Origin of the sequence: Thermoanaerobacter sp. CM-CNRG TB177, assembly GCF_018588165.1 — a bacterium.
Classification (GTDB): domain Bacteria; phylum Bacillota; class Thermoanaerobacteria; order Thermoanaerobacterales; family Thermoanaerobacteraceae; genus Thermoanaerobacter; species Thermoanaerobacter thermocopriae.
The window spans coordinates 15,671-39,090 of record NZ_JAFCAC010000051.1 but is presented as its reverse complement, the minus strand read 5'-3'; the positions used below and the strand labels follow the sequence as shown (position 1 = coordinate 39,090).

General features: G+C 33.4%; 24 protein-coding genes and 1 other annotated feature. Of the genes, 5 read left to right on the top strand and 19 right to left on the bottom strand.

From position 1 onward, the window contains the following. Positions 1-205 precede the first annotated feature (205 nt). From I4N53_RS04670 to I4N53_RS04625, 10 genes are all read right to left on the bottom strand, one after another. Positions 206-1,057 carry a class II fructose-1,6-bisphosphate aldolase gene (locus I4N53_RS04670; RefSeq protein WP_012994295.1) on the bottom strand — a complete coding sequence of 284 codons (852 nt, stop codon included), beginning with the start codon at positions 1,055-1,057 and terminating at the stop codon, positions 206-208. Positions 1,058-1,193: 136 nt separating this feature from the next. Next, complete coding sequence (locus tag I4N53_RS04665) at positions 1,194-1,544, bottom strand: response regulator (RefSeq protein ID WP_012994293.1); 351 nt, start codon at positions 1,542-1,544, stop codon at positions 1,194-1,196. 317 nt (positions 1,545-1,861) lie between these two features. After that, positions 1,862-2,677 carry an RnfABCDGE type electron transport complex subunit B gene (locus I4N53_RS04660; RefSeq protein ID WP_013149615.1) on the bottom strand — a complete coding sequence of 272 codons (816 nt, stop codon included), beginning with the start codon at positions 2,675-2,677 and terminating at the stop codon, positions 1,862-1,864. Positions 2,678-2,688: 11 nt separating this feature from the next. Continuing rightward, positions 2,689-3,261: an electron transport complex subunit RsxA gene (gene rsxA / locus I4N53_RS04655; protein WP_013149614.1), complete on the bottom strand. Its 573-nt coding sequence runs from the start codon at positions 3,259-3,261 to the stop codon at positions 2,689-2,691. Continuing rightward, the gene (gene rsxE / locus I4N53_RS04650) at positions 3,236-3,886 is read right to left on the bottom strand and encodes an electron transport complex subunit RsxE (RefSeq protein WP_214495713.1); all 651 of its coding nucleotides are present in this window, start codon (positions 3,884-3,886) and stop codon (positions 3,236-3,238) included. The genes rsxA and rsxE overlap by 26 nt, the downstream gene beginning before the upstream one ends. Positions 3,887-3,908: 22 nt before the next feature. After that, a complete protein-coding gene (locus I4N53_RS04645) occupies positions 3,909-4,490 on the bottom strand; it encodes an RnfABCDGE type electron transport complex subunit G (protein ID WP_013149613.1) in 582 nt (193 codons plus the stop codon). Then, a complete protein-coding gene (locus I4N53_RS04640) occupies positions 4,491-5,450 on the bottom strand; it encodes an RnfABCDGE type electron transport complex subunit D (protein ID WP_013149612.1) in 960 nt (319 codons plus the stop codon). Positions 5,451-5,464: 14 nt separating this feature from the next. Continuing rightward, complete coding sequence (gene rsxC, locus I4N53_RS04635) at positions 5,465-6,799, bottom strand: electron transport complex subunit RsxC (protein WP_012994287.1); 1,335 nt, start codon at positions 6,797-6,799, stop codon at positions 5,465-5,467. A 440-nt stretch (positions 6,800-7,239) separates the two neighbouring features. Next, complete coding sequence (locus I4N53_RS04630) at positions 7,240-8,736, bottom strand: AAA family ATPase (protein ID WP_214495712.1); 1,497 nt, start codon at positions 8,734-8,736, stop codon at positions 7,240-7,242. Further along, a complete protein-coding gene (locus tag I4N53_RS04625; protein ID WP_214495711.1) occupies positions 8,737-9,255 on the bottom strand; it encodes a hypothetical protein in 519 nt (172 codons plus the stop codon). A 292-nt stretch (positions 9,256-9,547) separates the two neighbouring features. Between I4N53_RS04625 and I4N53_RS04620 the strand changes: the two genes are divergently transcribed. Next, on the top strand, positions 9,548-9,904 hold the full coding sequence (locus tag I4N53_RS04620; protein ID WP_012994284.1) for a hypothetical protein: 357 nt from the start codon (positions 9,548-9,550) through the stop codon (positions 9,902-9,904). Between the two features lie 23 nt (positions 9,905-9,927). Here I4N53_RS04620 and I4N53_RS04615 read toward each other — a convergent pair whose 3' ends face one another. Next, entirely contained in the window at positions 9,928-10,983 is a 1,056-nt protein-coding gene (locus tag I4N53_RS04615) for an Mrp/NBP35 family ATP-binding protein (protein ID WP_214495710.1), read from the bottom strand. A 122-nt stretch (positions 10,984-11,105) separates the two neighbouring features. On the opposite strand from I4N53_RS04615, the gene sigI reads away from it, so the two are divergent. From sigI to I4N53_RS04595, 4 genes are all read left to right on the top strand, one after another. Continuing rightward, positions 11,106-11,762, top strand: coding sequence for an RNA polymerase sigma factor SigI (gene sigI, locus I4N53_RS04610; protein WP_012994282.1), 657 nt, complete (start codon positions 11,106-11,108; stop codon positions 11,760-11,762). Continuing rightward, positions 11,759-12,913: an anti-sigma factor domain-containing protein gene (locus tag I4N53_RS04605; protein ID WP_214495709.1), complete on the top strand. Its 1,155-nt coding sequence runs from the start codon at positions 11,759-11,761 to the stop codon at positions 12,911-12,913. Before sigI ends, I4N53_RS04605 begins: the two co-directional genes overlap by 4 nt. Next, entirely contained in the window at positions 12,914-14,170 is a 1,257-nt protein-coding gene (locus I4N53_RS04600) for an S-layer homology domain-containing protein (RefSeq protein ID WP_028991773.1), read from the top strand. Between the two features lie 146 nt (positions 14,171-14,316). Then, a complete protein-coding gene (locus tag I4N53_RS04595; protein WP_013149608.1) occupies positions 14,317-14,553 on the top strand; it encodes an HPr family phosphocarrier protein in 237 nt (78 codons plus the stop codon). Positions 14,554-14,593: 40 nt separating this feature from the next. On the opposite strand, the gene I4N53_RS04590 is transcribed toward I4N53_RS04595, so the two are convergent. The 8 genes from I4N53_RS04590 to I4N53_RS04555 all read right to left on the bottom strand — a co-directional run bounded on the left by I4N53_RS04590 (position 14,594) and on the right by I4N53_RS04555 (position 23,407). Continuing rightward, entirely contained in the window at positions 14,594-15,652 is a 1,059-nt protein-coding gene (locus I4N53_RS04590) for a hypothetical protein (RefSeq protein WP_013149607.1), read from the bottom strand. Positions 15,653-15,721: 69 nt separating this feature from the next. After that, positions 15,722-16,543, bottom strand: a complete 822-nt coding sequence (gene rsmA / locus I4N53_RS04585; protein WP_214495708.1) for a 16S rRNA (adenine(1518)-N(6)/adenine(1519)-N(6))-dimethyltransferase RsmA — start codon at positions 16,541-16,543, stop codon at positions 15,722-15,724. Positions 16,544-16,579: 36 nt separating this feature from the next. Then, positions 16,580-17,611: a ubiquitin-like domain-containing protein gene (locus I4N53_RS04580; RefSeq protein ID WP_214495707.1), complete on the bottom strand. Its 1,032-nt coding sequence runs from the start codon at positions 17,609-17,611 to the stop codon at positions 16,580-16,582. 187 nt (positions 17,612-17,798) lie between these two features. Then, positions 17,799-18,566, bottom strand: a complete 768-nt coding sequence (locus I4N53_RS04575; protein ID WP_013149604.1) for a TatD family hydrolase — start codon at positions 18,564-18,566, stop codon at positions 17,799-17,801. Positions 18,567-18,578: 12 nt separating this feature from the next. Continuing rightward, on the bottom strand, positions 18,579-20,492 hold the full coding sequence (gene metG / locus I4N53_RS04570) for a methionine--tRNA ligase (RefSeq protein WP_214495706.1): 1,914 nt from the start codon (positions 20,490-20,492) through the stop codon (positions 18,579-18,581). A 27-nt stretch (positions 20,493-20,519) separates the two neighbouring features. Next, positions 20,520-20,751: a binding site (T-box leader), on the bottom strand. A 60-nt stretch (positions 20,752-20,811) separates the two neighbouring features. Further along, entirely contained in the window at positions 20,812-22,215 is a 1,404-nt protein-coding gene (locus tag I4N53_RS04565) for an HD domain-containing protein (RefSeq protein ID WP_214495705.1), read from the bottom strand. 80 nt (positions 22,216-22,295) lie between these two features. Continuing rightward, positions 22,296-22,817, bottom strand: coding sequence for a spore maturation protein (locus I4N53_RS04560; protein WP_012994272.1), 522 nt, complete (start codon positions 22,815-22,817; stop codon positions 22,296-22,298). Positions 22,818-22,822: 5 nt separating this feature from the next. Then, complete coding sequence (locus I4N53_RS04555) at positions 22,823-23,407, bottom strand: nucleoside recognition domain-containing protein (RefSeq protein ID WP_214495704.1); 585 nt, start codon at positions 23,405-23,407, stop codon at positions 22,823-22,825. Between the last annotated feature and the right edge of the window lie 13 nt (positions 23,408-23,420).

The window sequence follows — 23,420 nt, the reverse complement described above, 5'->3', positions numbered from 1 at the left end:
AGCAAACATACTTTTCGCAAAAGATACTTATTATTAAAAACACAAAAAGAAAATGCTAAAAGAAATGAATACGTATAATCTTATTCTATTTTATTTATATTTTTTTGGAATGTCAAGTAGTTATTTTCAGTTCCAAATTTATAATTGACAATTTGTAGAAAATTTATACATAAAAAACAAAAAGCAGGTGAAAGCCTGCTTTAGATTATGCTTTTCCTGCTGCGCCAAACAAAATCATTTTTTGCTTAATTACTTCTTTCATCGCATCTTTGCAAGGACCTAAAATTTTTCTGGGGTCATACACTTCACTATCTTTTTCTATAAGTTCTCTCAATCTTCTTGCAAATGCTTGTCTTATATCAGTATCTATATTTATCTTATTTATGCCCAGACTCACTGCTTTTTTTATAGCCTCTTCAGGAACTCCTGAAGCCCCGTGTAAAACTAAAGGAATATTAAGCATTTCTTTTATCTTTTTAAGTCTGTCAAAATCAAGCTTAGGTTCTCCTTTGTAAGGCCCATGAGCTGTCCCGATAGCTATAGCTAAATAATCTATTCCCGTTTCTTTTGCAAATTTTAAAGCTTCTTCTGGGTCTGTCATAGCCGCTTCTCTTTCATCTACTGTTATGTTATCCTCTGTACCACCAATTTTCCCGATTTCAGCTTCAACAGAAACCCCCATTCCGTGAGCAATTTCTACTACAGTTTTCGTCACTTTTATATTTTCTTCGAGGGGCAATTTTGAGGCATCCATCATTACAGAAGTCCAACCATTTCTTAAGCATTTCATGACCGTATTGAAATCTGTACCGTGGTCAAGGTGAAGAGCAACTGGAACTGAAGCTTTTTCAGCCATTGTTCTAACAATAGACGAAATCGTCTCAATACCAGCATATTTAAGCCCACCTTCACTGACTTGTATTATAACTGGTGATTTAGTCTCTTCTGCTGCTTCCACAATAGCTTGAGTAATTTCTAAATTACTGGTGTTAAAAGCTCCAACTGCATATCCTTCTTTATGGGCTTTTTTTAATATCTCTATACCTGTTACTAACATTAGCAACAACTCCTTTACTACAACTGATTTTAAAATGCTGCCCAAATATTATATAACATTACTTTTTCATTATAGCATTTGTTTAAAGCTAGCACAAGAAAAATATAAAAAGGTACAAACGTACCTTTTACAAACATTATACAATCATTTCCTGCTTTAAGTTCTCATAAACTAAATTCCTTAGTGCTATTATGTCAAAAGGTTTAGATATAAAAGGAAATTCCGTAAAAGGTTCTTGTGGCTCATCAGCTGACATTATAATACCTTTCATGTTTGGATAGATACTCTTAACTTTTTTAATAATTTTTAACATATCCTTTGCCATGTGTAAATCAAATAGTCCTATATCGGGTCTAAATTTCTCTATCTCTCTGTCAAAAAGGCTAATATCACTATAGGACCTTACTTCATGTCCATCCATTGTGAAAATTTCTTCTATTAAACTACAGATTCCCTTATTATCGTCTAAAACTAAAATCCTACTCATTTTATTGCCACCTTTTACACCTATAAATGTTTGTTTTAACACACAATAAATAATATTCTACAAAAAAATAAATATTCCTCTCTTAAAATCAAAATTTTATTAAAAAATTTACGAATTGGCAATTTCTATTGCTTTATCTATAATTTTGTCATCAATCTCTATTCTAATAAATCTAAATTTTCTTTAGTTCTCATTCAATGTTATTAATTTATATTCTCCTCTAATAGCTGATAGTCTTTATTTCTGCTTACATTTTCTTTTTACAAAAGCAAAATAATTGTAGAAAAATAAAAAAGAGCCTAGTTATAGGCTCTAAATTATTGCGCTTTCTCGTTGACCTGCTTTAGACTGGAAAATATGGAGCCTGTAGGACATTTTTCGGCACAAATCCCACAATTGGTACATTTTTCATAATTTATCTTTGCTAAATAATTTTCAAAAGTGATTGCTTTTTCGGGGCAACTTCTAACACATATTTGACATCCAATACATCCAACGCTACAATAGCCTCTAACTACCTTACCCGGATCATTACTCTTACATTTTATTATCACTTCTTGGTTATAGGGGACAAGCTCAATTATTCCTTTTGGGCAAACCTCTATACATGCTTTGCAAGCTACGCATTTTTCTTTATCTATAACAGCAACTCCATTAATGATTTGAATTGCACCATAATCACAAACATCTACGCAGGTACCACAACCCAAACAACCGTATGGGCAGGATTTGCATCCTCCAGCCAATATATTCTGGGCTCTACAGTCCCTTATACCATTATATAGATATTTATCTTTTGCTTTACTACGATCTCCTTGGCATAATACAGTGGCTACTTTTCTTTCCACTTCTACATCGTCGACTCCCATTATCTCCGCAATTTTTTTTGCTACAGAATTTCCCCCAACACTACAAGCATTTACTGGAGCTTTCCCCTCTACAATTGCATTAGCATAGGCATCGCAGCCCGGATATCCGCAAGCTCCGCAGTTTGCACCTGGTAAAACTTCTCTTATCTTTTTTACTTTTGGATTTGTTTCCAAAGCAAAAATTTTAGATGCTAAAGAAAGACTTGACCCAAATAAAAATCCTAATCCACCTAATACTACTATTGCATACAATATACCACTCATTTTATTACCTCCTAAACAAGCCCATTAAATCCCAAAAATGCTATGGATATAAGGCCCGCAGTTATTAATGCGATTGGCACGCCCTCCAAAACCTTTGGAACATCTATTATTTCAAGCTTCTCTCTTATTCCGGCCATAAGCAACAATGCTATAGCAAAACCAATAGATGCTCCTAAGGCATTAAAAATCGTTTCAATCAATGTATAGCCTTCTTGAATATTTAATAGGGCAACTCCTAGTACTATACAGTTAGTGGTTATCAATGGAAGATATATACCTAATGCACCATAGAGATTAGGACTAGTTTTTTTAAGAAATATTTCAACAAATTGTACTAAAGAAGCTATTACAAGTATAAAAACGATAGTTTGCAAATATTCTAAATTTAGTGGAACTAATATCGCGTGATGTATTATATAAGTTATAACTGATGACAGCGTAATTACAAAAGTTACAGCCATACCCATGCCAGTAGCTGTTTCTGTTTTATTAGATACACCTAAGAAGGGACATATCCCTAAAAAACGGGCAAAAACATAATTGTTTACAAATATTGTATTAATCAATATTATAAATATATTCATCTAAAACTTCCTCCTTTGTCCCAGTCTCAGACACTTCTTTTCTCCTTCTAGCATGATTAAAAAGCCCAATCAATATCCCAAGTACAATAAACGCTCCTGGTGGCATTATAAAAATTAGTGCTGGTTCAAAACTTGCCCCAAATAGCTGTATTCCAAACAAACTACCAGATCCTAATATCTCTCTTATGCTTCCCAATATTAATACTGCTAAAGTGTATCCTGCTCCCATGCCTAAACCATCGATTACGGAAGTCAATAAATTATTTTTAGAAGCAAAAGCTTCCGCTCTTCCTAAAATTATGCAGTTAACAACTATTAAAGGAATAAAAATTCCCAATGCATTGTAAAGAGCAGGAGTATAAGCTTTCATAAACATTTCCACTACAGTAACAAAAGTCGCAATAACTACAATAAAAGCTGGAATACGAATTTTATCTGGTATAACTTTTCTTAATAAAGAAACAACTGAATTTGAACCAACTAATACAGCTGTTACAGCTAATCCCATAGCCAAGCCATTAATTGCTGAAGTAGTTACAGCTAAAACTGAACACATACCTAGTGCTTGGACATATATAGGATTTTCCTTAACCAAGCCATTACTAAAGATTTTGGATAATTTCATTCTTAATCCCTCCACGATTTAACTAATTAGCCAATTTTGAATTATATATTTCCCGCACCATATTTACACCATTGACTATTGCATTACTCGTTATAGTTGCACCAGTAAGGGCTTGTATTTCATTATCAGCTTTAGGAGGATGCTTAACAACAACTAATTTGTCAGCTACAGATTTGCCTTTAAAGGCATCGGTGAAGAAGCTCTTAGTTGCATTTGCTCCAAGCCCTGGAGTTTCTTTGTGATTTAAGATTTTGATGCCCGTAATATATCCTTTTTTAGAGATACCAACCATAAATTGAATTTCTCCACCATAACCATTAGAAGTAATTTTAAATACATATCCAACAAGAGACGAATTTCCGTCATAACCTTCACTAACTTCTAACACATTTTGATTAGAACCAGCAATCTCCTTTAATCGCTTTTCATCTAAGGTAACAAAACTTTCCGCTTCTTGCAATACCTCTTGTTTTGCTGCATTATTGGCAATTTTCTCTATTTCTGCTATCTTTTTTGAAGTAATTGCATTTGAAACTCCTAATATTACTCCAGCAGCAGCAGTTATTAAAAGTAAAATTAAACCTATTTTTGCTATCTCCTTCATCTATTTCACCTTCCCAAATACTCTAGGTTTAGTAAATTTCTCAATTAATGGAGTTGCAACGTTCATTAGTAGTATTGAATAAGACACCCCTTCTGGATAAGCTCCTTTAATTCTAATTATTGCTGTTAATACACCTGCCCCAACTGCAAATATAATTCTACCTAAGGGAGTTACTGGCGAGGAAGAATAATCTGTAGCCATATAAAAAGCACCAAGTATTAATCCACCGCCTAATATATGATATGGTAATAATTTAGGTTCAACTCCTAATAACAGTAACATGATAAAGGTTGTTCCTATATAAAATACTGGTATTTTCCAATCTATAACTTTCCTTATTATCAAATATGCAGCACCTATTAACAATAACAAAGCAGAAGTTTCTCCAATAACTCCTGGAATATTACCTATAAACATATCCCTCAATGTTGGAAGTTCAGCACCTGTACCATATTTCATTATGGATAATGGTGTGGCTGATGTGACTACGTCTGGTCTAGTGCCAGTATAGTTTGTCATATGAACTGGCCATGAAGTCATCAACATTGCTCTCGCTGCTAACGCTGGATTCATAAAATTCGCACCTAAACCACCAAAAAGTTGTTTTACAACTATGATGGCAAAAGCAGAACCTATTACTGGTAGCCACCAAGGAGCACTCGCCGGTAAATTAAACGCGATTAATATACCAGTTATTGCAGCAGAAAAATCTGTTATAGTAATAGGTCTTTTAAATAATTTTTGAATTAATGCTTCGGATAAGACAGATGAAACTACTGAAATTAATATTAATTTTAAAGCATTCAAACCAAATAAATATACACTTCCTATAATAGCCGGTGTAAGAGCTATTACCACATCTAACATTATCCTCTTTACCGATTCATTAGATCTTATATGAGGAGATGAAGAAACTATCAATTTATCTTGTAAAACGACTTCTTCTACTTTAGCTAGCATTTCAATCCTCCTACCTATTTAAGATTTCTTTTTCTAGCAATTATCTCTCTTTTTGCTAGTCTTATAGATTCTGCCAAAGGTCTTTTAGCAGGACATATATAAGAACATGATCCACATTCAACACAATCAAGTGCATTGTATTCTTCTGCCTTTTCAAAATTTTTCTTGAGAGAATAGCTACTTATATACAATGGTAGTAAGTTTACAGGACATACCTCAACACATTTACCACATTTAATACATGGTAGTACTTGCTGTGGTCTTGCCTCCTCTTTTGTCAATATCAATATTCCACCAGTCCCCTTTATAATCGGTACATCTAGAGAATGTTGAGCTATTCCCATCATAGGTCCGCCACTGATAATCTTGCCTGGAGATCCTTCAGTAAACCCTCCACATTGTTCTATCAAATCTTTAAGAGGCGTTCCTATTTTAACAAGAAGATTTTTTGGTTCTTTAATTCCACGGCCTGTAATCGTAGTCACTCTTTCATATAAAGGTTTCCCTTCTAATATCGCATCAGCTACTGCTTTAGTAGTAGCGGCATTGACTACTATAACTCCTACGTCCATTGGCAATCCGCCAGACGGGACAATTCGCCTTAATATAGCATTAATTAATCTTTTCTCATCCCCTTGAGGATATTTCACCTTTAAAGTTGCTATTCGAATGTTTTTCTCATTTTTACTTGCCTCTCTTAAAGCCAATATGGCATCGGGTTTATTTTTCTCTACTCCAATGATTCCTCTTTCTACTCCTACTGCTTTCATAATTGCTTTTAAACCAAATACTATTTTTTCAGGATATTCAACCATTAATCTATGGTCAGTTGTTAAATAAGGTTCACACTCTGCCCCATTTACAAGAATAGTATCGATTTTTTTGTCAGAAGGAGGTGATAATTTGACATGAGTTGGGAATCCAGCTCCTCCCATTCCTGTAATACCAGCCTCTCTAATTATCTCAATAATTTCTTTAGGAGATAAATCTTCCAGGCTTCCTTTTGGTTTTACAGACTCGTCTAGCTCATTCTTTCCATCTGATTCTATAATTACACATTTAACCCTTTGACCAGTAGGTATAAACATAGTCGTAATGTCTTTAACTATGCCCGAGACAGATGAATGTACCGGAGCAGATACAAATGCATCAGATTGCCCAATCTTTTGACCTACTTTTACAGTATCTCCTACTTTCACTAAAGGTTCACAAGGTGCTCCCGCATGTTGATGCAATGGAATATAAACTACTTCGGGTTCCCTTGCTCTTTCTATAGGAAGGCCTTCAGTTAAATCCTTATGATGTGGTACGGTTACCCCACCCTTAAATGTGAGATTTTCTAACTTCATTCTTTTCTTCACCTCTTTTTATTATTCTCTTGTAAAGTCCTTCCCAGCTTATTTATCTTTCTTCTAACACCTCCATCAATCCCTTATCCATTTAAGCCTGCATTTTTACACAATTATATATACTTAAATTTTTAAGTATTTTATTGGCCCTAAAGAATATTTTATAATATTTTATTTCACATAACAAGAAAATTTAAATTTTACAAAACCAGAAGCAGGCACTAAGTCAAGGATGACGAATGTGCCCGAAACCCCGCTTGAGCCCGAGGGCGAGTGCTAGTTTAGTCTGCGATATCGCCGGAGCAAACGATGCAAAATGCCAACAATGATAATATTTTGTTAACAAACTGAAATAAACTATATGGAGAAAATTCTTTACAAAAAAATAGCTTGGTTATTCTGTTGCTCTAATAAATATTACCAATTATATCGCAAAGCTTCTAAAAGCTAAATGTATAATTTTTGCAGAAGTTAGAATGACCTATGAGCTCCCTCAATTTCTCACCTGACATAGTTTCTTCTTTTCTTAAAATATTTGCAATTTTTTCTAAATACTCAAGTTTTTCCTCCAACATTTTTTGAACCTTTTTTTCCTGCTCTTTAATGATTTTGTTTACTTCCTCATTGACTTTATCTTTAGGAACATCCTCTCTGCTGACTATACCCAAATCAGACAAACCAGTATATACCATCTTTTTTGCAATATCAACTGCTTGTTCAAAATCATTGGCAGAGCCTGTACTTCTACTACCTAAAATCAAAAGTTCCGCTACTGTCCCTCCAAGGGCTATCATTATGTCTTTCTCTAATTGTTCTTTAGTATAAATAAGGGAATCCTCTTTATCAAAATGTCTTACAAATCCAAGAGCTTTTCCTCTTGGAACAATAGTAACTGTTGCAACAGAGCCTGGATTTACCATTTCGCTTATTATTGCATGCCCAGCTTCGTGTACAGAAACTCTAAATATTTCTTCTTCCGTAGGTTTACGGTCACTTTTTTCTCCTAGTATAACCTTGTCCACCGCTTCTACAAAATGTTTTTGCAAAATAACATCAGAGTTGTCTCTCATAGCAAGAATCGCTGCTTCGTTGCACAGGCTCTCCAAATGTGCTCCTGAAAATCCAAAGGTGTTTTCAGCTATAGCCTCAAGATTAACATCTTCTCCTAAAGGCTTGTTTTTAGTGTGAATTTTGAGAATTTGCAGCCTTCCACTTTTATCTGGTAAATCCACAACCACTTCCCTGTCAAATCTGCCAGGTCTCAAAAGGGCAGGATCTAATAAATCTGGCCTGTTTGTTGCAGCAATCACTAAAATATTTACCTCTCCATCGCTTTTAATTCCATCCATTTCCACCAACAATTGATTAAGGGTCTGGTCGTATTCATGATGGCTTTCGTTAGTTCCTCTTTTAACTCCTAATATATCAATTTCATCAATAAAGATTATTGCACTGTTTTTTCCTTCTTTTCGAGCAATATTTTTTGCCGTTTTAAATAGGTTTCTAACTCTTTGAGCACCAACCCCTGCATACATTTCTATAAATTCACTACCCGAAGTAGCTATAAAGCTCGAATTTGTATATTTTGCAGCTGCTTTTGCTAATAAAGTTTTACCGGTTCCAGGAGGTCCTGTAAGTAATATCCCTTTGATAGGTCGTATACCCATTTTAGATATTTTCTCTCTATTTATTACAAAATCCAGTGCCTCTTTTAGTTCTGCGATAGCAGTGCTTTGTCCCCCGATGTCTTCAAAAGAAACCTCCGATTCAGGTTTAATAATATTCTTGCTTCCAGATATTATTCCTTTGTTTTCTATTATATAATCAAAAAGTAAAAAAATACCTGCTAGAAGCAGTAAAGGAGTAACATTTATACCAAGAAAAGCTGCAAATATCGTAAACGCAATAGTTATTCCCAGTAAAATTTCTTTAACCATTTAGCTTTCCCCCTTGTAAGCCTCACGCGGTATTATTTTATATAAATAATGAGAACCATCTCTTAAATTTAAATAAATATTTTGCTTATCAATATATACAAAAGCCTTTACACCATTTTTACTTGAAACTTCTCTTATTGTATCATACATTTTCATATAATCGCCTTTTTGTATACCTTCGTAAATTGAAAACTGAGAGTTATAATAAACATTATTTAATTTTTCATTAGGATTGTCAATAAGTAAAATATTTATCTTAACAGGATATTTATTTACCTTATTTTCTATCTCTTTATAAGTTTCCATTAAATTTTCTACTTCTCCTAGTCTAACTTTCATAATATACCCATTACTATCAGTTGAAATTGTTACCATTTTAACAAATTTAACCGTACTTACATCTTTTGAAATTTTATCAGGCAAAATTTTATTTTGATACAATTGAAAACTAGCAAATAAAAACCCAAAAACTACTACAAAAGTTACCAAAACAATCTGCCACTTTATTCCTTTGAACAAAACTCTCACTCCTCGCTTATGATATACTGTATTATATCATAGAATATATACTAGGTACAATATCTAAAATTTTGTACATCATAAATTTCAGTAGATGGTCATGAGAGACTTAACATAATGTAGAAGATGTAAAGATTGGCTGTTTTGCACAAAGCAACGGCCTGGACCGAGCAGATAAAAGTTTGTAAAACCGAAGAAGCTGGGCCGAAAGAAAGAGCAAATTTTGTTTCTCTTATGAAAAGAAGTATAATTTTTTAAGGAAGAATTTATTTAAAATAAGGAGGCAAATTGTATGAGAATAGCTGCTACAATAACAAAGGAGGACTATGTTGAAAAACTTCCCGATGGGCCATATATAATTATTTTTGATACACAAAAAGAAAATATTGAAAAGTATGAGAATCCTGGATACTTTTTAAAAGAAGGAAGAAGAAGGGCTATTGTAGATTTCCTCCTTGACAAAAAAACCGATGTAGTAGTAACTGTACCTGAAGCTTTTTGCAGTATTTCTTATGGAAAGGCAAAACAAAAAGGACTAAAATTTATACGTCTTGAGAAAAGTTTGCCTTATGAAGAAGTTATAAAAAACCTCTCAAAATATGTTGAAAACTTAACTGATACAATTCCCGAAGAGGAACTTGCAAAATAAAAAAGCCTCACAAAGAGGCTTTTTTATTTGATAGGCCTTACTTTCTCCACAACTTTTTCCGCCAGCTCAATATAGGGCACTCCCTCAGGTCCATCATCAAGAGCAGGTGGTATACCTACATCGCTTAACTCTCTGACCTTAACCATTATTGGAATCTTTACAAGTATTTCTGTTCCTAAATCTTGCGCTAATTTTTCTGTTTCCCCTTCACCAAAAATATTATATCTTTGGTGGCAGTTAGGACATTCAAAATACGACATGTTTTCCACAATACCTATAACTTCTAAATTAACTTTCTTAGCCATATAACCAATTCTTCCTGCTACGTGAGAAGCTGAAGCTTGTGGAGTTGTCACAAGCACAAATTTTGACTCAGGCAATTTTTGCATTACTGTAAGAGGTATGTCTCCTGTACCTGGCGGTAAATCTAATACTAAATAATCTAATTCTCCCCAATATACATCATTGAAAAACTGATCAAGCACTCCTGACAAAAGTGGACCTCTCCATATTAAAGGTGTATCTTCGTCAATAAAATTGCCCATTGAAATCACTTTTATCCCGAATCTTTCTAATGGCAAAATAGTGTGCTCATCCAACGCGTAAGGCCTTTCATTCACAATCCCCAAAAGTCTTGGAACACTAAATCCTAACACATCCGCATCCAAAAGCCCTACTTTAAAGCCTAATCTGGCAAGAGCTACCGCTAAATTAACTGCAACAGTGGACTTGCCTACTCCACCTTTTCCACTACCTACTACTATTACTCTCGTATTTTCAAATATAGGTTTCCTGCCACCGCTAAGCTTTCTTGCTAAATTTTGTCTTTCTTCTTCTGTCATGCTACCTAAATTTACTATTACTTCTGAAACTCCTCCAAGTTTGGATACTTCCTCGATAGTATCTTTTTTAATAGTATCTTGAAGGGGACAGCCTTTCACAGTAAGGTTTATGTCAATTGTAACTTTATCCCCTTCTATTTGAATATTTTTCACCATATCAAGGTCAACTATACTTCTTCCTATTTCTGGGTCATATACTTTTCTTAGAGCGTTTAATACTTGTTCTTTTGTAAGCAACTCTATACCTCCCATTGGTATTTTTGTTGACATTTATATTATATTATAATATATAATCATTAATTAATAGAATACCCTTAAAAAAATTCTGTCACTGCGAATAATATAGTGGGGTGGTTAAATTGGATATACACGCTAGAGTATACGCAGCTAAAAAAGACCCCTCTGAAAGAGAAAAATTAATTCAAGAATATACCCCCTTTATCATAAAACAATTGTCTTCATTTACAAATAGATATATAGATGAAAGAAATAGCGACGAATTAAGCATAGGCCTTATAGCTTTTAACGAAGCTATAGACAGTTTCGATAACACAAAAGGTTCATTCTTAAGCTTCTCAAGTATGCTCATTAGAAGGCGACTTATAGATTTTTTACGACAAAATCGGCAAAATACCATTCCTTTAGAACTATATGTAGAAAAAGTCACTGACTATGAGGCAGAAAATAGAAAGTTAGAAATGATTTCTTTTGTAAATTTGCTAAGTATTTACAATATAACTTTAGATGATTTAGTTAAACAATCTCCTAAACACTCAGACACCAGAAAAATAACTACAAAAATTGCTTATACAATTTGTAAAAATAACAAATTGCTAGAATATTTAAAAAACAAAAAGAATCTCCCTATAAAAGATTTAATAAGCATTTTAAAAGTAAGTCGTAAAACTATAGAAAAGCATAGGAAATACATAATAGCGCTAGTAATAATTATTTCTGAAGATTTACCTCTTCTAAAACAATACATAAGCCCCGAAAGTGAGGTGGAGAAAATATGAAAGCCGTTGTAGTTCAAAAAGAAAAAAATAAAACTTACGTAATGACTGAAAAAGGAGAATTTAAATGTTTTAAAAATTTGCAAAACGTAGTTGTAGGCGAAACTATCGAACTTAACGAGAATTTTGTAGCTTTTAAGCCTACTGCTAAAATTTTAATAGCCGCTTCTATTCTTCTCGTACTAATATTTACTATTATCAATTTTAAATCAGCAGAAGTTTACGCTTATGTGTATGTAGATATAAATCCAAGTATTGAAATTTCAATAGACAAAAATGGAAAAATAATAAATGCCCTTCCTCTAAATGAAGATGGCAAAAAAATTTTAGAGAAGCTTCCTTATAAAGGGCTTGACATCACAACTTTTATAAATCAAACGGTTGAAGAATCACAAAAATTAGGCTTTTTAAAAGATGATGATACAGTAATAATTACTACTGTTCCTATTAAAAATTCGCCATTTATAAATGAACAAATAGAAAAAGCTGTTAAAAATATTAAAAAAATAAACACAAATATTCAAATAGAAACTTTAAAATCCAATGAAGCACAAAGAGAAGAAGCTAAAAAAGAAAAAACTTCTCCTGGCAGGCTTATCCTCTGGAAAAAAGCTAAAAGTGAAGGAATAAACATACCAAAAGATAAATTAAATAGCCCTGAATTTTTTAAAGAATTAAAACAAGCTTACGCAAAAATAAAAGAAAAAGATGAACAAACAAAAGCAACGACTATGCCTCAACCTTCTCCAAGTCCATCTAAATCCAAAGTTATTACAGATAAAATCCTTAAAACAATTGAAAAAGATCTTTCTAAGGAAAAAACTACTCAAACTATAAAAAATGTAAAAGACAAAGAAGTAAAAAGCCAAAACAATGAAGTAAAAAAAGATGAAAATAGCGATAATAAGTCTAACCAGCAAGGTAAGGGAACCGAAAAAAATGCACGATCAAAAAGCGATAACACTAATAACGTTCTTATTCAAAAAGAAAAAAATGAAGTAAAACCAGCTTCTGATGATAAGGAATTAGATACTTCAGATAAAGCCATTAATGAAAATACTTACAAAAATGTTAAAGACACAAAAAACTACCCTCCAAAAGATGACAAAAAAGACGAAGAATATAATGAAGAAATTAGGGAGGTGAAAGAGTAAATGTTAAGCAAATCTCGACTTTTTGTTTCAATAATTATAATCTTTTCACTGTTGTTTTACACAACAGCATATGCTAAACTCCAGCCAAAATACTCTTTTGATGACATTAAGCAATTTACATGGGCTCTAAAAGCAATTGAAAAAATGTATGCAAAAGGTTTTATAAAAGGAGTTGGAAACAAAAAATTCAACCCTTCAAAGCCTGTCACTCACTTAGAAGCATTAGTAATGATTTTACGGACAATAGGTTATGAAGAACAAGCTAATAAAATAAGTGAACTACCTAAAGAGTATAAAGGCCCAAAACTTAGTTGGGGACAAGGCTTTATTACGCTGGCATACCAAAAGGGCATATTAACTTATGACGAGTTAAAAAGGTTTAATCCAAATGATAAGGCAAAAAGATACGAAATAGCAAAATATTTAGTTCGCGCTTTAGGCTTGGAAGACCAAGCTCAGCAAAATATGAATGCAGTTTTGAACTACAAAGATTGGGATAAAATTCCTAAAGACTCCATAGGTTATATGTACGTAGCAGTAGAAAATGGTCTCATCAAAGGAGATGGAGAAAAACTCAAGCCAAACGAATCCATCAAAAGAATAGAAATGGCTGTCTTACTTGAAAGACTTGACAAAAGTGTACAAAATGACCTCAATGGCCGTGACGTAGTTGGTTCTATTTATGCGATAGATAGCAATACCATAACTGTAAAGGTTGATGATGGGCTAAAAACCTTTAATGTATTAAAAAATGCGCCAGTTTACAACGGAAATGAGTATGTAGGAATAGATTATCTAAAGCCCGGCTATCAAATAAGATTAATATTAGATTCCAAAAATAATATAATATTTGTGGAAGTGTTAAACAATAAAATTGAGGAAGTGATTCCTATAGAACTTAAAAAAGTCACAAACCCTCCTGAAAAAGTATTATCAGCTGTAGAATCTATTAAAGATAAGCCTGTTGTTAAATTAGTAAAAGAAAATGGGATATTTTATATAATTGCAACGCGTGGTATGATGCGAACAGGCGGATATATTGTAAATATACAAAAGGCTCAAATAACAAAGGCATCAGAGGAGGCCATATTGGAAGTTGAAGTAAAATATATAGACCCTTCTCCTGATACAATTGTAATACAAGCTATAACTTATCCTTATGACATAAAAAGTTTTACGTATGATGGTAAAATTACACAAATAAGTGTTAAAACAGATAAAAATATAAATGTTTTTGTTGATATGAACTTAGAGTGAATGCTAAATAAAATCCCTCATTTGAGGGATTCTTATTTTTGAAAACAATTACTAAATTAAGCATGAAATTTTTGTGAAAAAAGCCAATTGATAAAAGTCAACAAATCATATACGATAAAGTTAAATCCAGAAGGGGGGAATTATCCGTGAAAGAAATAAAAATTAAGTTGACTTCCATCGAAAGTGTCAAAAATTTTGTAGAAAAAACTTCAAAATATCCTTTCGACATAGACGTGACTTCTGGCCGCTATGTAATAGATGCAAAATCAATAATGGGCCTTTTTAGCCTTAATTTAGAAAATGTCCTTACAGTAATACCTCACACAACTGACGAAGAAAGTTTGAAAAAATTAGAAGAAGATTTAAAAGAATTCATAGTATAAGTAGTATAAAAATAAAAGCGTAGAGACTACGCTTTTATTTTTAGATAAGAGGCGGTGGAGTTGGTTCTATAGGCACTGCAATCTGTCCTGTCTTCGCATCAATATGCAAAATCCAATATCCCTCATCCCTCGCGCCTCTTAAATTTTCTTTAACTGGCTTCCAAACCACAAATCCCGTCATACCACCAAAAGGCTGGTCTGCAAGAGTAAAAAATCCTGGCATTCCATATACAATATATTTTAATTCACCCTTTTCATCATTTACAAATCCCACAAGATAATGGTCAAAACCTCCCTCCCTATAACCCGTCTTAACTTTCCACCATCTATAGCCTTCAAAATTTTTTTCAAAAGGCTCTACTTCCTCCAAAAAACTCACTATATTGTTAACATATTCTCTTAAATATTTTATATATCCTTCCTCTACTTCCTCCTCAAAATTAAAAGAAGTTTCAGGTTGTTGTGTATCAGAAGAATCTGTCAATGCTTCAGAAGTTTCTTCAAATGCAGGAGTCTCAGATTGAACCTCTTCCAAAACATTTTGTGAAGTTTCACCTTTTTCAGTTTCATTCTCCGTACTTTCATACCCCTGGGGTGTCGCAGTTTCAGTTTCCTCCTGCTTAATTTCTCTATCATTCTTATCACTCTTCTCTGCTGGTGTTTCTTCTTCTTTTACCTTTGATAAATATTTTTTATAAACAACCTTCCAGTTTGTGGTTTTTTTGTTTATAACAGATGCCAAAGGTACTAAAGTTTTTATGCCATCATGGGCTTCTATAAATGCTACAGAAAATTCCTCCCAACTAATTCCCGAATCTTTTACGTCATCTCCATTGAAAGTCCATTCTCCTCCACCACGCCCTTTATCATCTACTTTTATTGCTCCAAAATCTACAACAGTAACTTCTCCATTACTTTTCAATAATTTTACATTATAGGAATAAGCAGGATTGAGATTTTGCAAAGCCGCTGTTATTCTTCCTCTGTTCCCTCTAAATTCCACTTTTAAATAACCTGAAACTTCCTTTCCCTCAATAGAACATCCTCTATCTTCTTGATTGAAGACAACATAAAACCTTTTATATATGTTTATTGGCATTTATTCTTCCCCCTCATTTATCTCAAATATAACTTTGCAATATATATTATGAAAAGAGGGGGATTATTATTACTGCTTTGTCAAATCATAAATAACATTTGCCAAAACAGCAAACTCCTCTATGCTAAGAGTTTCTCCTCTCCTTTGAGGGGATAAATTTGCAAGAGTAAAAGCTTTATCTATAATTTCTTTTGGAAACCCTAAAGTTTTTAAAGCATTGGACAAGACTTTTCTCCGTTGCCCAAAAGCAGCTTTTACCACGTTGGAAAATAACTCTTCGTCCTTTACCTCAACTAAAGGGTCGTCAAGTATCTCTAATTTAACTAAAGAAGAATCTACTTTAGGTGGAGGAACAAAAACAGTAGGGGGTAAGTTAAAAAGCATTTTAGGTTTTGCTTTAAAATTTGCAAAAACTGTGAGTATCCCATAGTCCTTAGTACCTGGCAGAGCGCAAATCCTTTCAGCAACTTCTTTTTGTACTAACACAGTTATTTCTTTTACAAATTTACAATCTAAAAGCATCATTATTATAGGAGAAGTTATGTAATAAGGAAGATTAGCAACTACTTTAAAAGGTTTCCCTTCAAAATATTCATTAGCTATTTTATTTAAATCTGCTTTCATTATATCCTCATTTATTATAATTACATTATCGTAAATGTTAAGTTTTTCTTTTGCTACGGCATAAAGTTCTCTGTCAATTTCAAAAGAAATTACTTTTTTAACCCTTTTAGCCAACTCTTCTGTCAAAGTCCCTAATCCTGTTCCAATTTCTAGTACAAAATCTTCAGGAATAACTCCCGAAGCAGTCACAATTTTTGTTAAAATATTTTTGTCAAACATGAAATTTTGTCCCCATTTTTTCTTTACATTAACCCCTTTTATTTTCATAGCCCCACCTCAAAAAATAAGACAGGTAAACCCTGTCTACTTTAAAATATAAACTTTAACATATCGTCTTCCCCATCTCATTACTTCTTCACGGGTTGGAAAATAGACGTCAATTTTATTACCTTTTATAGCTCCACCTGTATCTGCAGCAATTCCAAAACCATACCCTTCTACGTACAACTTCGTTCCCAAAGGTATAACTCTGGGGTCTACAGCTATTACTCCCCTTGTAGCTTTTATACCAGTAGCTGTTATTCCATAATTTGGATCACCAGGTTTTTTACCAGTGCTATCTTCACTGCTGTCATAAGCTGTAGCTACCATAGTTCTAACTTCTCTATACCTAAAAGTCTCCCCTCTTGAAGTGGTAAAAATTCCTAATGTTCCTATATGCACAATTTGATTAACTGGATTTTTTATTATCTTCTCTTTTATTATATTTTTTGCTACCTCTTTGCCATTCTTATAAATAACTTTCATCACAATCTGCTTTTTCCCAACTTCTCCTTGTTGAACTACTCTTACTTGCCCTCTTTCCATATTGTCATTTTTCACTGTCTCTGTTTGATATGGTATATCTACTTCTTGAGTAACAATTTTCTCTGTAACTTTTGTAACGTCGATGTACATGTACCTAAAAACAGGCGTATCTAAACTCATATTTACCTTGTCTTGGGGGCCTAAAGTTATACTATTTTGTTGAAGTACTTCTTTTACATTAGATGCAGCAGTGTAAATATTTTTTGCTTTTCCACCCACACAGATAGTAATAGGAACTGCTCTTTTGACAGTCACCTTCATACCGTTTTTTAAAGCAGTGTCTAAAGAAGGTGTTACTACATCTTCTTTTTTTAGTTTGATTCCTTTCTCTTCTAACAAATCTTTAACTGTTGATTTAAATGTTGTAACAACTATTTTTTTATCTTCATCCTGAAGGGTTATTTCCTTTTTTAAGCTTGCGTATGTTATAGCTCCGACAACTAATAGGAGTACGACAGTCAACGTTAGAAGAGCAACTGGTTTTTTAAATATTTCACCAAGTCGCTTTCTAAAATCGTCTGTATCCATCCAACAACCTCCTGTTAAAAATTTAATTTAGGGGAGTCGTAAGTAATTTTAATCTAATTAGATTGATTTGTCAAACTTTTATACACAATTTTTCTTTTATGGTGAAATTAAACTTAATGATATTATACGCATCTTTTTGGATTTTAATACCTCCCCTAAAAACCAAGAGGTTGTTTTTTTAAAATTTTTATTTGATAGGGATATTAAAAAGTTTTATGGCATTTTCCGCAGTAATCCTAGAAGCCTCCTCATAAGGTATTCCTCTTAATTCTGCTATTTTTCCTGCTACAAATTTCACATACACCGGTGTATTCCTTTTTCCTCTATAAGGCTCAGGAGTAAGATAAGGGCTATCTGTCTCAATTAAAAGTTTTTCGATGGGGACAGCTTTTGCTACTTCTTTTGGCTTTTTTGCATTTTTAAATGTCACAGGTCCCCCTAAAGAAATGTAGAAGTTCATTTCAATTACTTGAAAAGCCATTTCAACACTCCCTGAATAACTGTGAAAAACTCCTCTTAAATCTTTCGTCCACTCCTTTTTTAGTATATCTAATATATCTTCATGAGCATCCCTATCGTGTATTATTATTGGAAGATTAAGCTTTTTTGCAAGCCTTATTTGCTTTGTGAACACCTCTTTTTGAAACTCTTTAGAGGGTTCATCGTAATAATAATCTAAACCTATTTCTCCTATTGCTACAACTTTTTGCTGTAAAGCTAGCTTCTCTATTTCTTCCACTTTGTCAAATTCCTTTTGTGCATCATGAGGATGAATTCCAACAGAAGCGTATATAAAATCATAGTTGTGAGCTAGCTCAATGGACTGTTTTGAAGTTAAGAGATTAGACCCCACATTTATTAAAAATGTGAGGTCTTTTTTACATTCTTCAATAATTTCTTCCCTATCTTTGTCGTATTTCTCATCTTCAAGATGAGCGTGAGAATCCACCAACAATTTTATCACTCCTTAGCTTATCTTTGCCCCACTTTCTATATCCCTGTCCACCGTAAGAAGAGACATTTTTCCTTCGATAGATGCTGCTAAAAGCATTCCTTGAGACTCTATACCCATTAGTTTCTTTGGCTCTAAGTTATATACAATAATTATTTTCTTTCCTACAAGCTCTTCAGGAGCATAATGGCGACCAATTCCTCCCACAATTTGTCTTATTTCTTCTCCCACTTTAAGCTTCATCTTTATAAGTTTGTCAGAACCTTCCACTCTTTCTGCTTCTAAAATTTCAGCTACTCTCAATTGAATTTTTGCAAAATCTTCAATAGTGATGTAATCTATCTTTTTCTCTTCCTTTGCTTTTTCTTCTATAGCAACCAATTCCTTCTTTACATCTATCCTTGGGAATATAATTTCTCCCCTTTTCACTTTTGTGCCTTCTTTTAGCAGGCCAAATTTTAAGCTTTCCCAAGTAGTTAAATTCTCTTCTACCCCTAACTGCTCGAAGATTTTTTTTGGAGTATTGGGCATAAAAGGAGATATAAGTACTGCAATAAACCTCAAAGCTTCCGTCAAATTATATAAAACTGTACCTAATCTTTCCTTTTTGCTTTCATCTTTAGCTAAAACCCAAGGCATCGTTTCATCGATATATTTATTCGCTCGTCTTACCAATTTCCATATTTCAATTAAAGCGTTGGAAAACTGAAGTTTATCCATATACTCCTCAACGGTTTTCGGCAGATTCTGTGCAGTAGTTATAAGGTCATCATCTACCTCTTCTTTTTGTGAAGGTTTTGGCAGAATGCCTCCAAAGTATTTTTCAATCATTGTAACAGTCCTACTCAGCAAATTTCCAAGGTCATTGGCAAGGTCTGAATTTATTCTATTTATCAAAGCTTCATTAGAAAACACTCCATCTGCCCCAAAAGGAACTTCTCTCAAAAGAAAATATCTTACAGCATCTACACCATATTTACTAACCAGCTCTTTAGGGTCTACTACATTACCTTTAGATTTTGACATCTTGCCTCCTTCCAGTATAAGCCAGCCGTGTCCAAACACTTTTTTAGGAAGAGGTAAATCTAAAGCCATAAGCATTGCTGGCCATATTATTGTGTGGAACCTCATTATCTCTTTTCCTACCAAATGCACATCTGCTGGCCAGTATTTTTTAAAATCATCGTCATTATCTGTAGAATATCCTAAGGCAGTTATGTAATTGGACAAAGCATCTATCCAAACATAAATCACATGCTTTGGGTCAAAGGGTACCTTTATACCCCAGTCAAACGAACTCCTTGAGACAAACAAATCCTCCAAACCTGATTTTATAAAGTTTATCATTTCATTGCGCCTTGACTCCGGCTGTATAAAATCAGGATGTTCATCATAATATTGCAACAGCCTATCCCCATATTTAGACAATTTAAAAAAATACCCTTCTTCTTTTACCCTTTCTACTGGTCTACCACAGTCTGGGCATTTCCCGTCTACAAGCTGGGACTCCGTCCAGAAAGATTCGCAAGGAGTACAGTACCATCCTTCATATTCACTTTTGTATATATCTCCTTTTTCATACAATTTCGTGAATATTTTTTGTACTATTTCCTCATGATATTTATCAGTTGTGCGAATAAATTGGTCATAACTTATATCCATTATTTTCCATAAATCTTTTATCCATTCAACTATCCCGTCTACATATTCTTTAGGAGACATCCCTTTTTCTTTGGCTATTCTTTGAATTTTTTGCCCATGTTCATCAGTACCAGTCAAAAATTTGACATCATATCCGGTAAGCCTTTTAAATCTTGCCATCGCATCTGCAGCAACAGTAGTATATGAATGACCAATATGTAATTTATCACTGGGATAATAGATAGGCGTTGTAATGTAAAAAGTCTTCTTCATATCCACCCTCCTCATTTTTGTAAATAAAAAACTCGCCTCCACATAAGGGGCGAGATTATCGCGGTACCACCCTTCTTCACATGCACCTCACAGCACATGCCTCATAGAGTGCTAACACACTCTTACCCTATAACGGGAGTTCCCGGTAAAGCCTACTAGCCTTCGGCAGTACGGCTCCGGAGCCATCTTCAAAAGCCCAAACTTTATCGGTTCGCACCTCGCCCGACTCTCTGTAAAAGTTCAAGCTTTTTACTCTTTCCTTCATTGCCTTTTACTATATCTATTTATTCTTTAATATACCCTTTATAAAAAGTATTGTCAACTACTTTTTCTGTTATACCTTTTCTATTTTCATTCTCTCCTTTACAAATTCAATCGCATCGTTTTTATCTTGGATTTCTCCGTAAAATCTATTTTTCCTTATTTCATACAAGATTTGTCCTAATTTTTCCCCATCCTTTACATCAAAATTTATTATTATATCCAGCGGTGAAAGTAATGGTTTTTCTGTTTCTTTAAATTCTACATACCTTTTTAAAAGTCTGGTGATAAAATCTGTAAACTTTGGTATCTCTTCCTCTTTGCCTAAATTAAGCCTTGTAGCAGTAAAATCAGCCTGAGATAAAAGTAAGATAGCTATCGAATCATCTTTTAGTTCAGAAAAAAATCTAAAAAGAGATTTATTGGTTGGTCCGCCATTTACATAGTACATCAAAGGCTTCATGTGATAAAGAACAAGTTTCTTCAAAAGAGACGATTCTTTTTTAGGCATTTTCATTCTTGAAGCCATTTTTTTTACAATTTCAGCACCTTTTATTTCGTGATTATAAAAATGAACTCTATTTTCAGTATCAATGTATAAAGCTTCTGGTTTACCTATGTCATGAAAAAGAGCACCAAGCTTTATTATGTCTTTTACTTTGTTATCAGAAGAAAGTTTTCTATTTAAATATTCCGCCACTACATCATATACGCCTTTGGGAAATCTCATAGAATTTATTATATTTTCGTATTCTTCTACGGTCTTTAGTGAATGTATCCAAGCATTTGTAAGGTGATAATAGCACTTCCCTACTTCTTTCATTTTAGCAACTTCTTCAAATATATTTTCCATAAGTTTTAAATCTTCCATCATTCTTAAATATTTGTGAGAATTCTTCTCTTTTAAAATTATAAAAATTTCATTCATTATTCTCTCTGGCGCTACTTGTTTTATAAGCTCTGCTTCTTCTCTTATTTTAGCCTTTGTAGCCTCATCAATATCAAATTTATAAGTCGCAGCAAATCTCACAGCTCTTAAAGCCCTTAAAGGGTCTTCTTTAAAAGTCATCACACCAACATGCTTTATTTTCCTGTTTTTTATGTCCGTCACGCCACCAAAAGGGTCAATAATATATTCAAATTCAAAATAATCTGTCAGTTTTATAGCCATAGCATTCATTGTAAAGTCTCTATGAGCCAAATCGATGTATATGTCTTCACCTTTTAAATTAGTAAAATCTAATATTTCATCTCCTACCACAACCCTATATGTGCCTTTTTCCGCCATAAAAGGCACAAAAGTACCCCCCAATTTTTCTGCCGCTAATTTGGCAATTTTCTCTGCATTTTCCTGAACTACAAAATCATAATCTTTAGCTTCTCTATTTAAAATCCTGTCCCTTATGTATCCCCCAACAATATACAAATTATGTGCTTCTTTTCCCAATTTTCTTATTAATTTTGGTATTGTTGCCACAAAAAATCATTCCTTTCATGTTAAAAGACAAAACAACATTACATTATATAGTATAACAAAAGTGAAAAAGTGTACAAGTATTAAAAAAATAATCTGCTATAAAATACACAAGAAAGTATTGCGATAATATCTGCAAAAATTCCAGAAATAACAGAATGTCTCATCTTTTTTATTCCCACTGCCCCATAGTAAACGGCAAGAACATAAAAAGTAGTCTCGGTAGATCCGTACATAGCAGAAGCCATTTTTCCAATTAGAGAATCGACACCATGAGTTTTCATAATCTCAGCTGCAATCCCCAAAGCACCACTTCCCGAAAGAGGCCTTATTAAAGCAAGAGGCACAAGCTCCTGTGGCATGCCTATCTTATTTGTAAAAGGCATTAAAAATTCCCCCAATAAGTCAAGGGCGCCTGACGCTCTTAATACACCTATTGCCACAAGCATTGCTACAAGAGCTGGAAATATTTTTATAACTACAGAAATTCCTTCTTTTGCCCCATCGACAAACACTTCATACACTTTGACATTTTTTATGATTCCATAAAAAGGAATAACAAAAACAAGTATGGGAATAATCCATTCAGATATAATTTTTATCATTATTTTCACTCCTTAAATATAGGCATTTTTTCAAGATGTTTATTTAAAATAAGGCCTGCCATAAGTGCAGTACTAGTTGAAAGTACGCTGACAATCACAAAATCCGCAGGATTTTGTGCTCCTAAGGAAGCCCTTATTCCAATCATTACTGCAGGTATAAGCTGTACTGAAGATGTGTTTATCACTAAAAAACGGCACATTGCATTTGAAGCACTGTCTTTTTTATTAAGCTCTTGAAGGTATTCCATAGCTTTTATTCCAAAAGGAGTCGCTGCATTACCTAATCCTAACATATTTGCCGATATATTCATTATTATTGCCAAAATAGCAGGATGGTTTTCTGGAACATCTGAAAAAAGCTTTATGATTATAGGTTTTAGCAATTTTGCAATAATATCTGTAAGACCTGACTTATCTGCAATTTTCATTATCCCAAGCCACAAAGCCATTACACCGACTAGTCCTATCGAAATAGTAACTGCACTCTGGGCTGAATCAACTATAGCTTTGGATACTTCTGCCATTCTGTCATTTATTATTCCTATTAAAATTCCTATTGCTATCATAAAAAACCATATGTAATTTATCATATTATATCCCTCC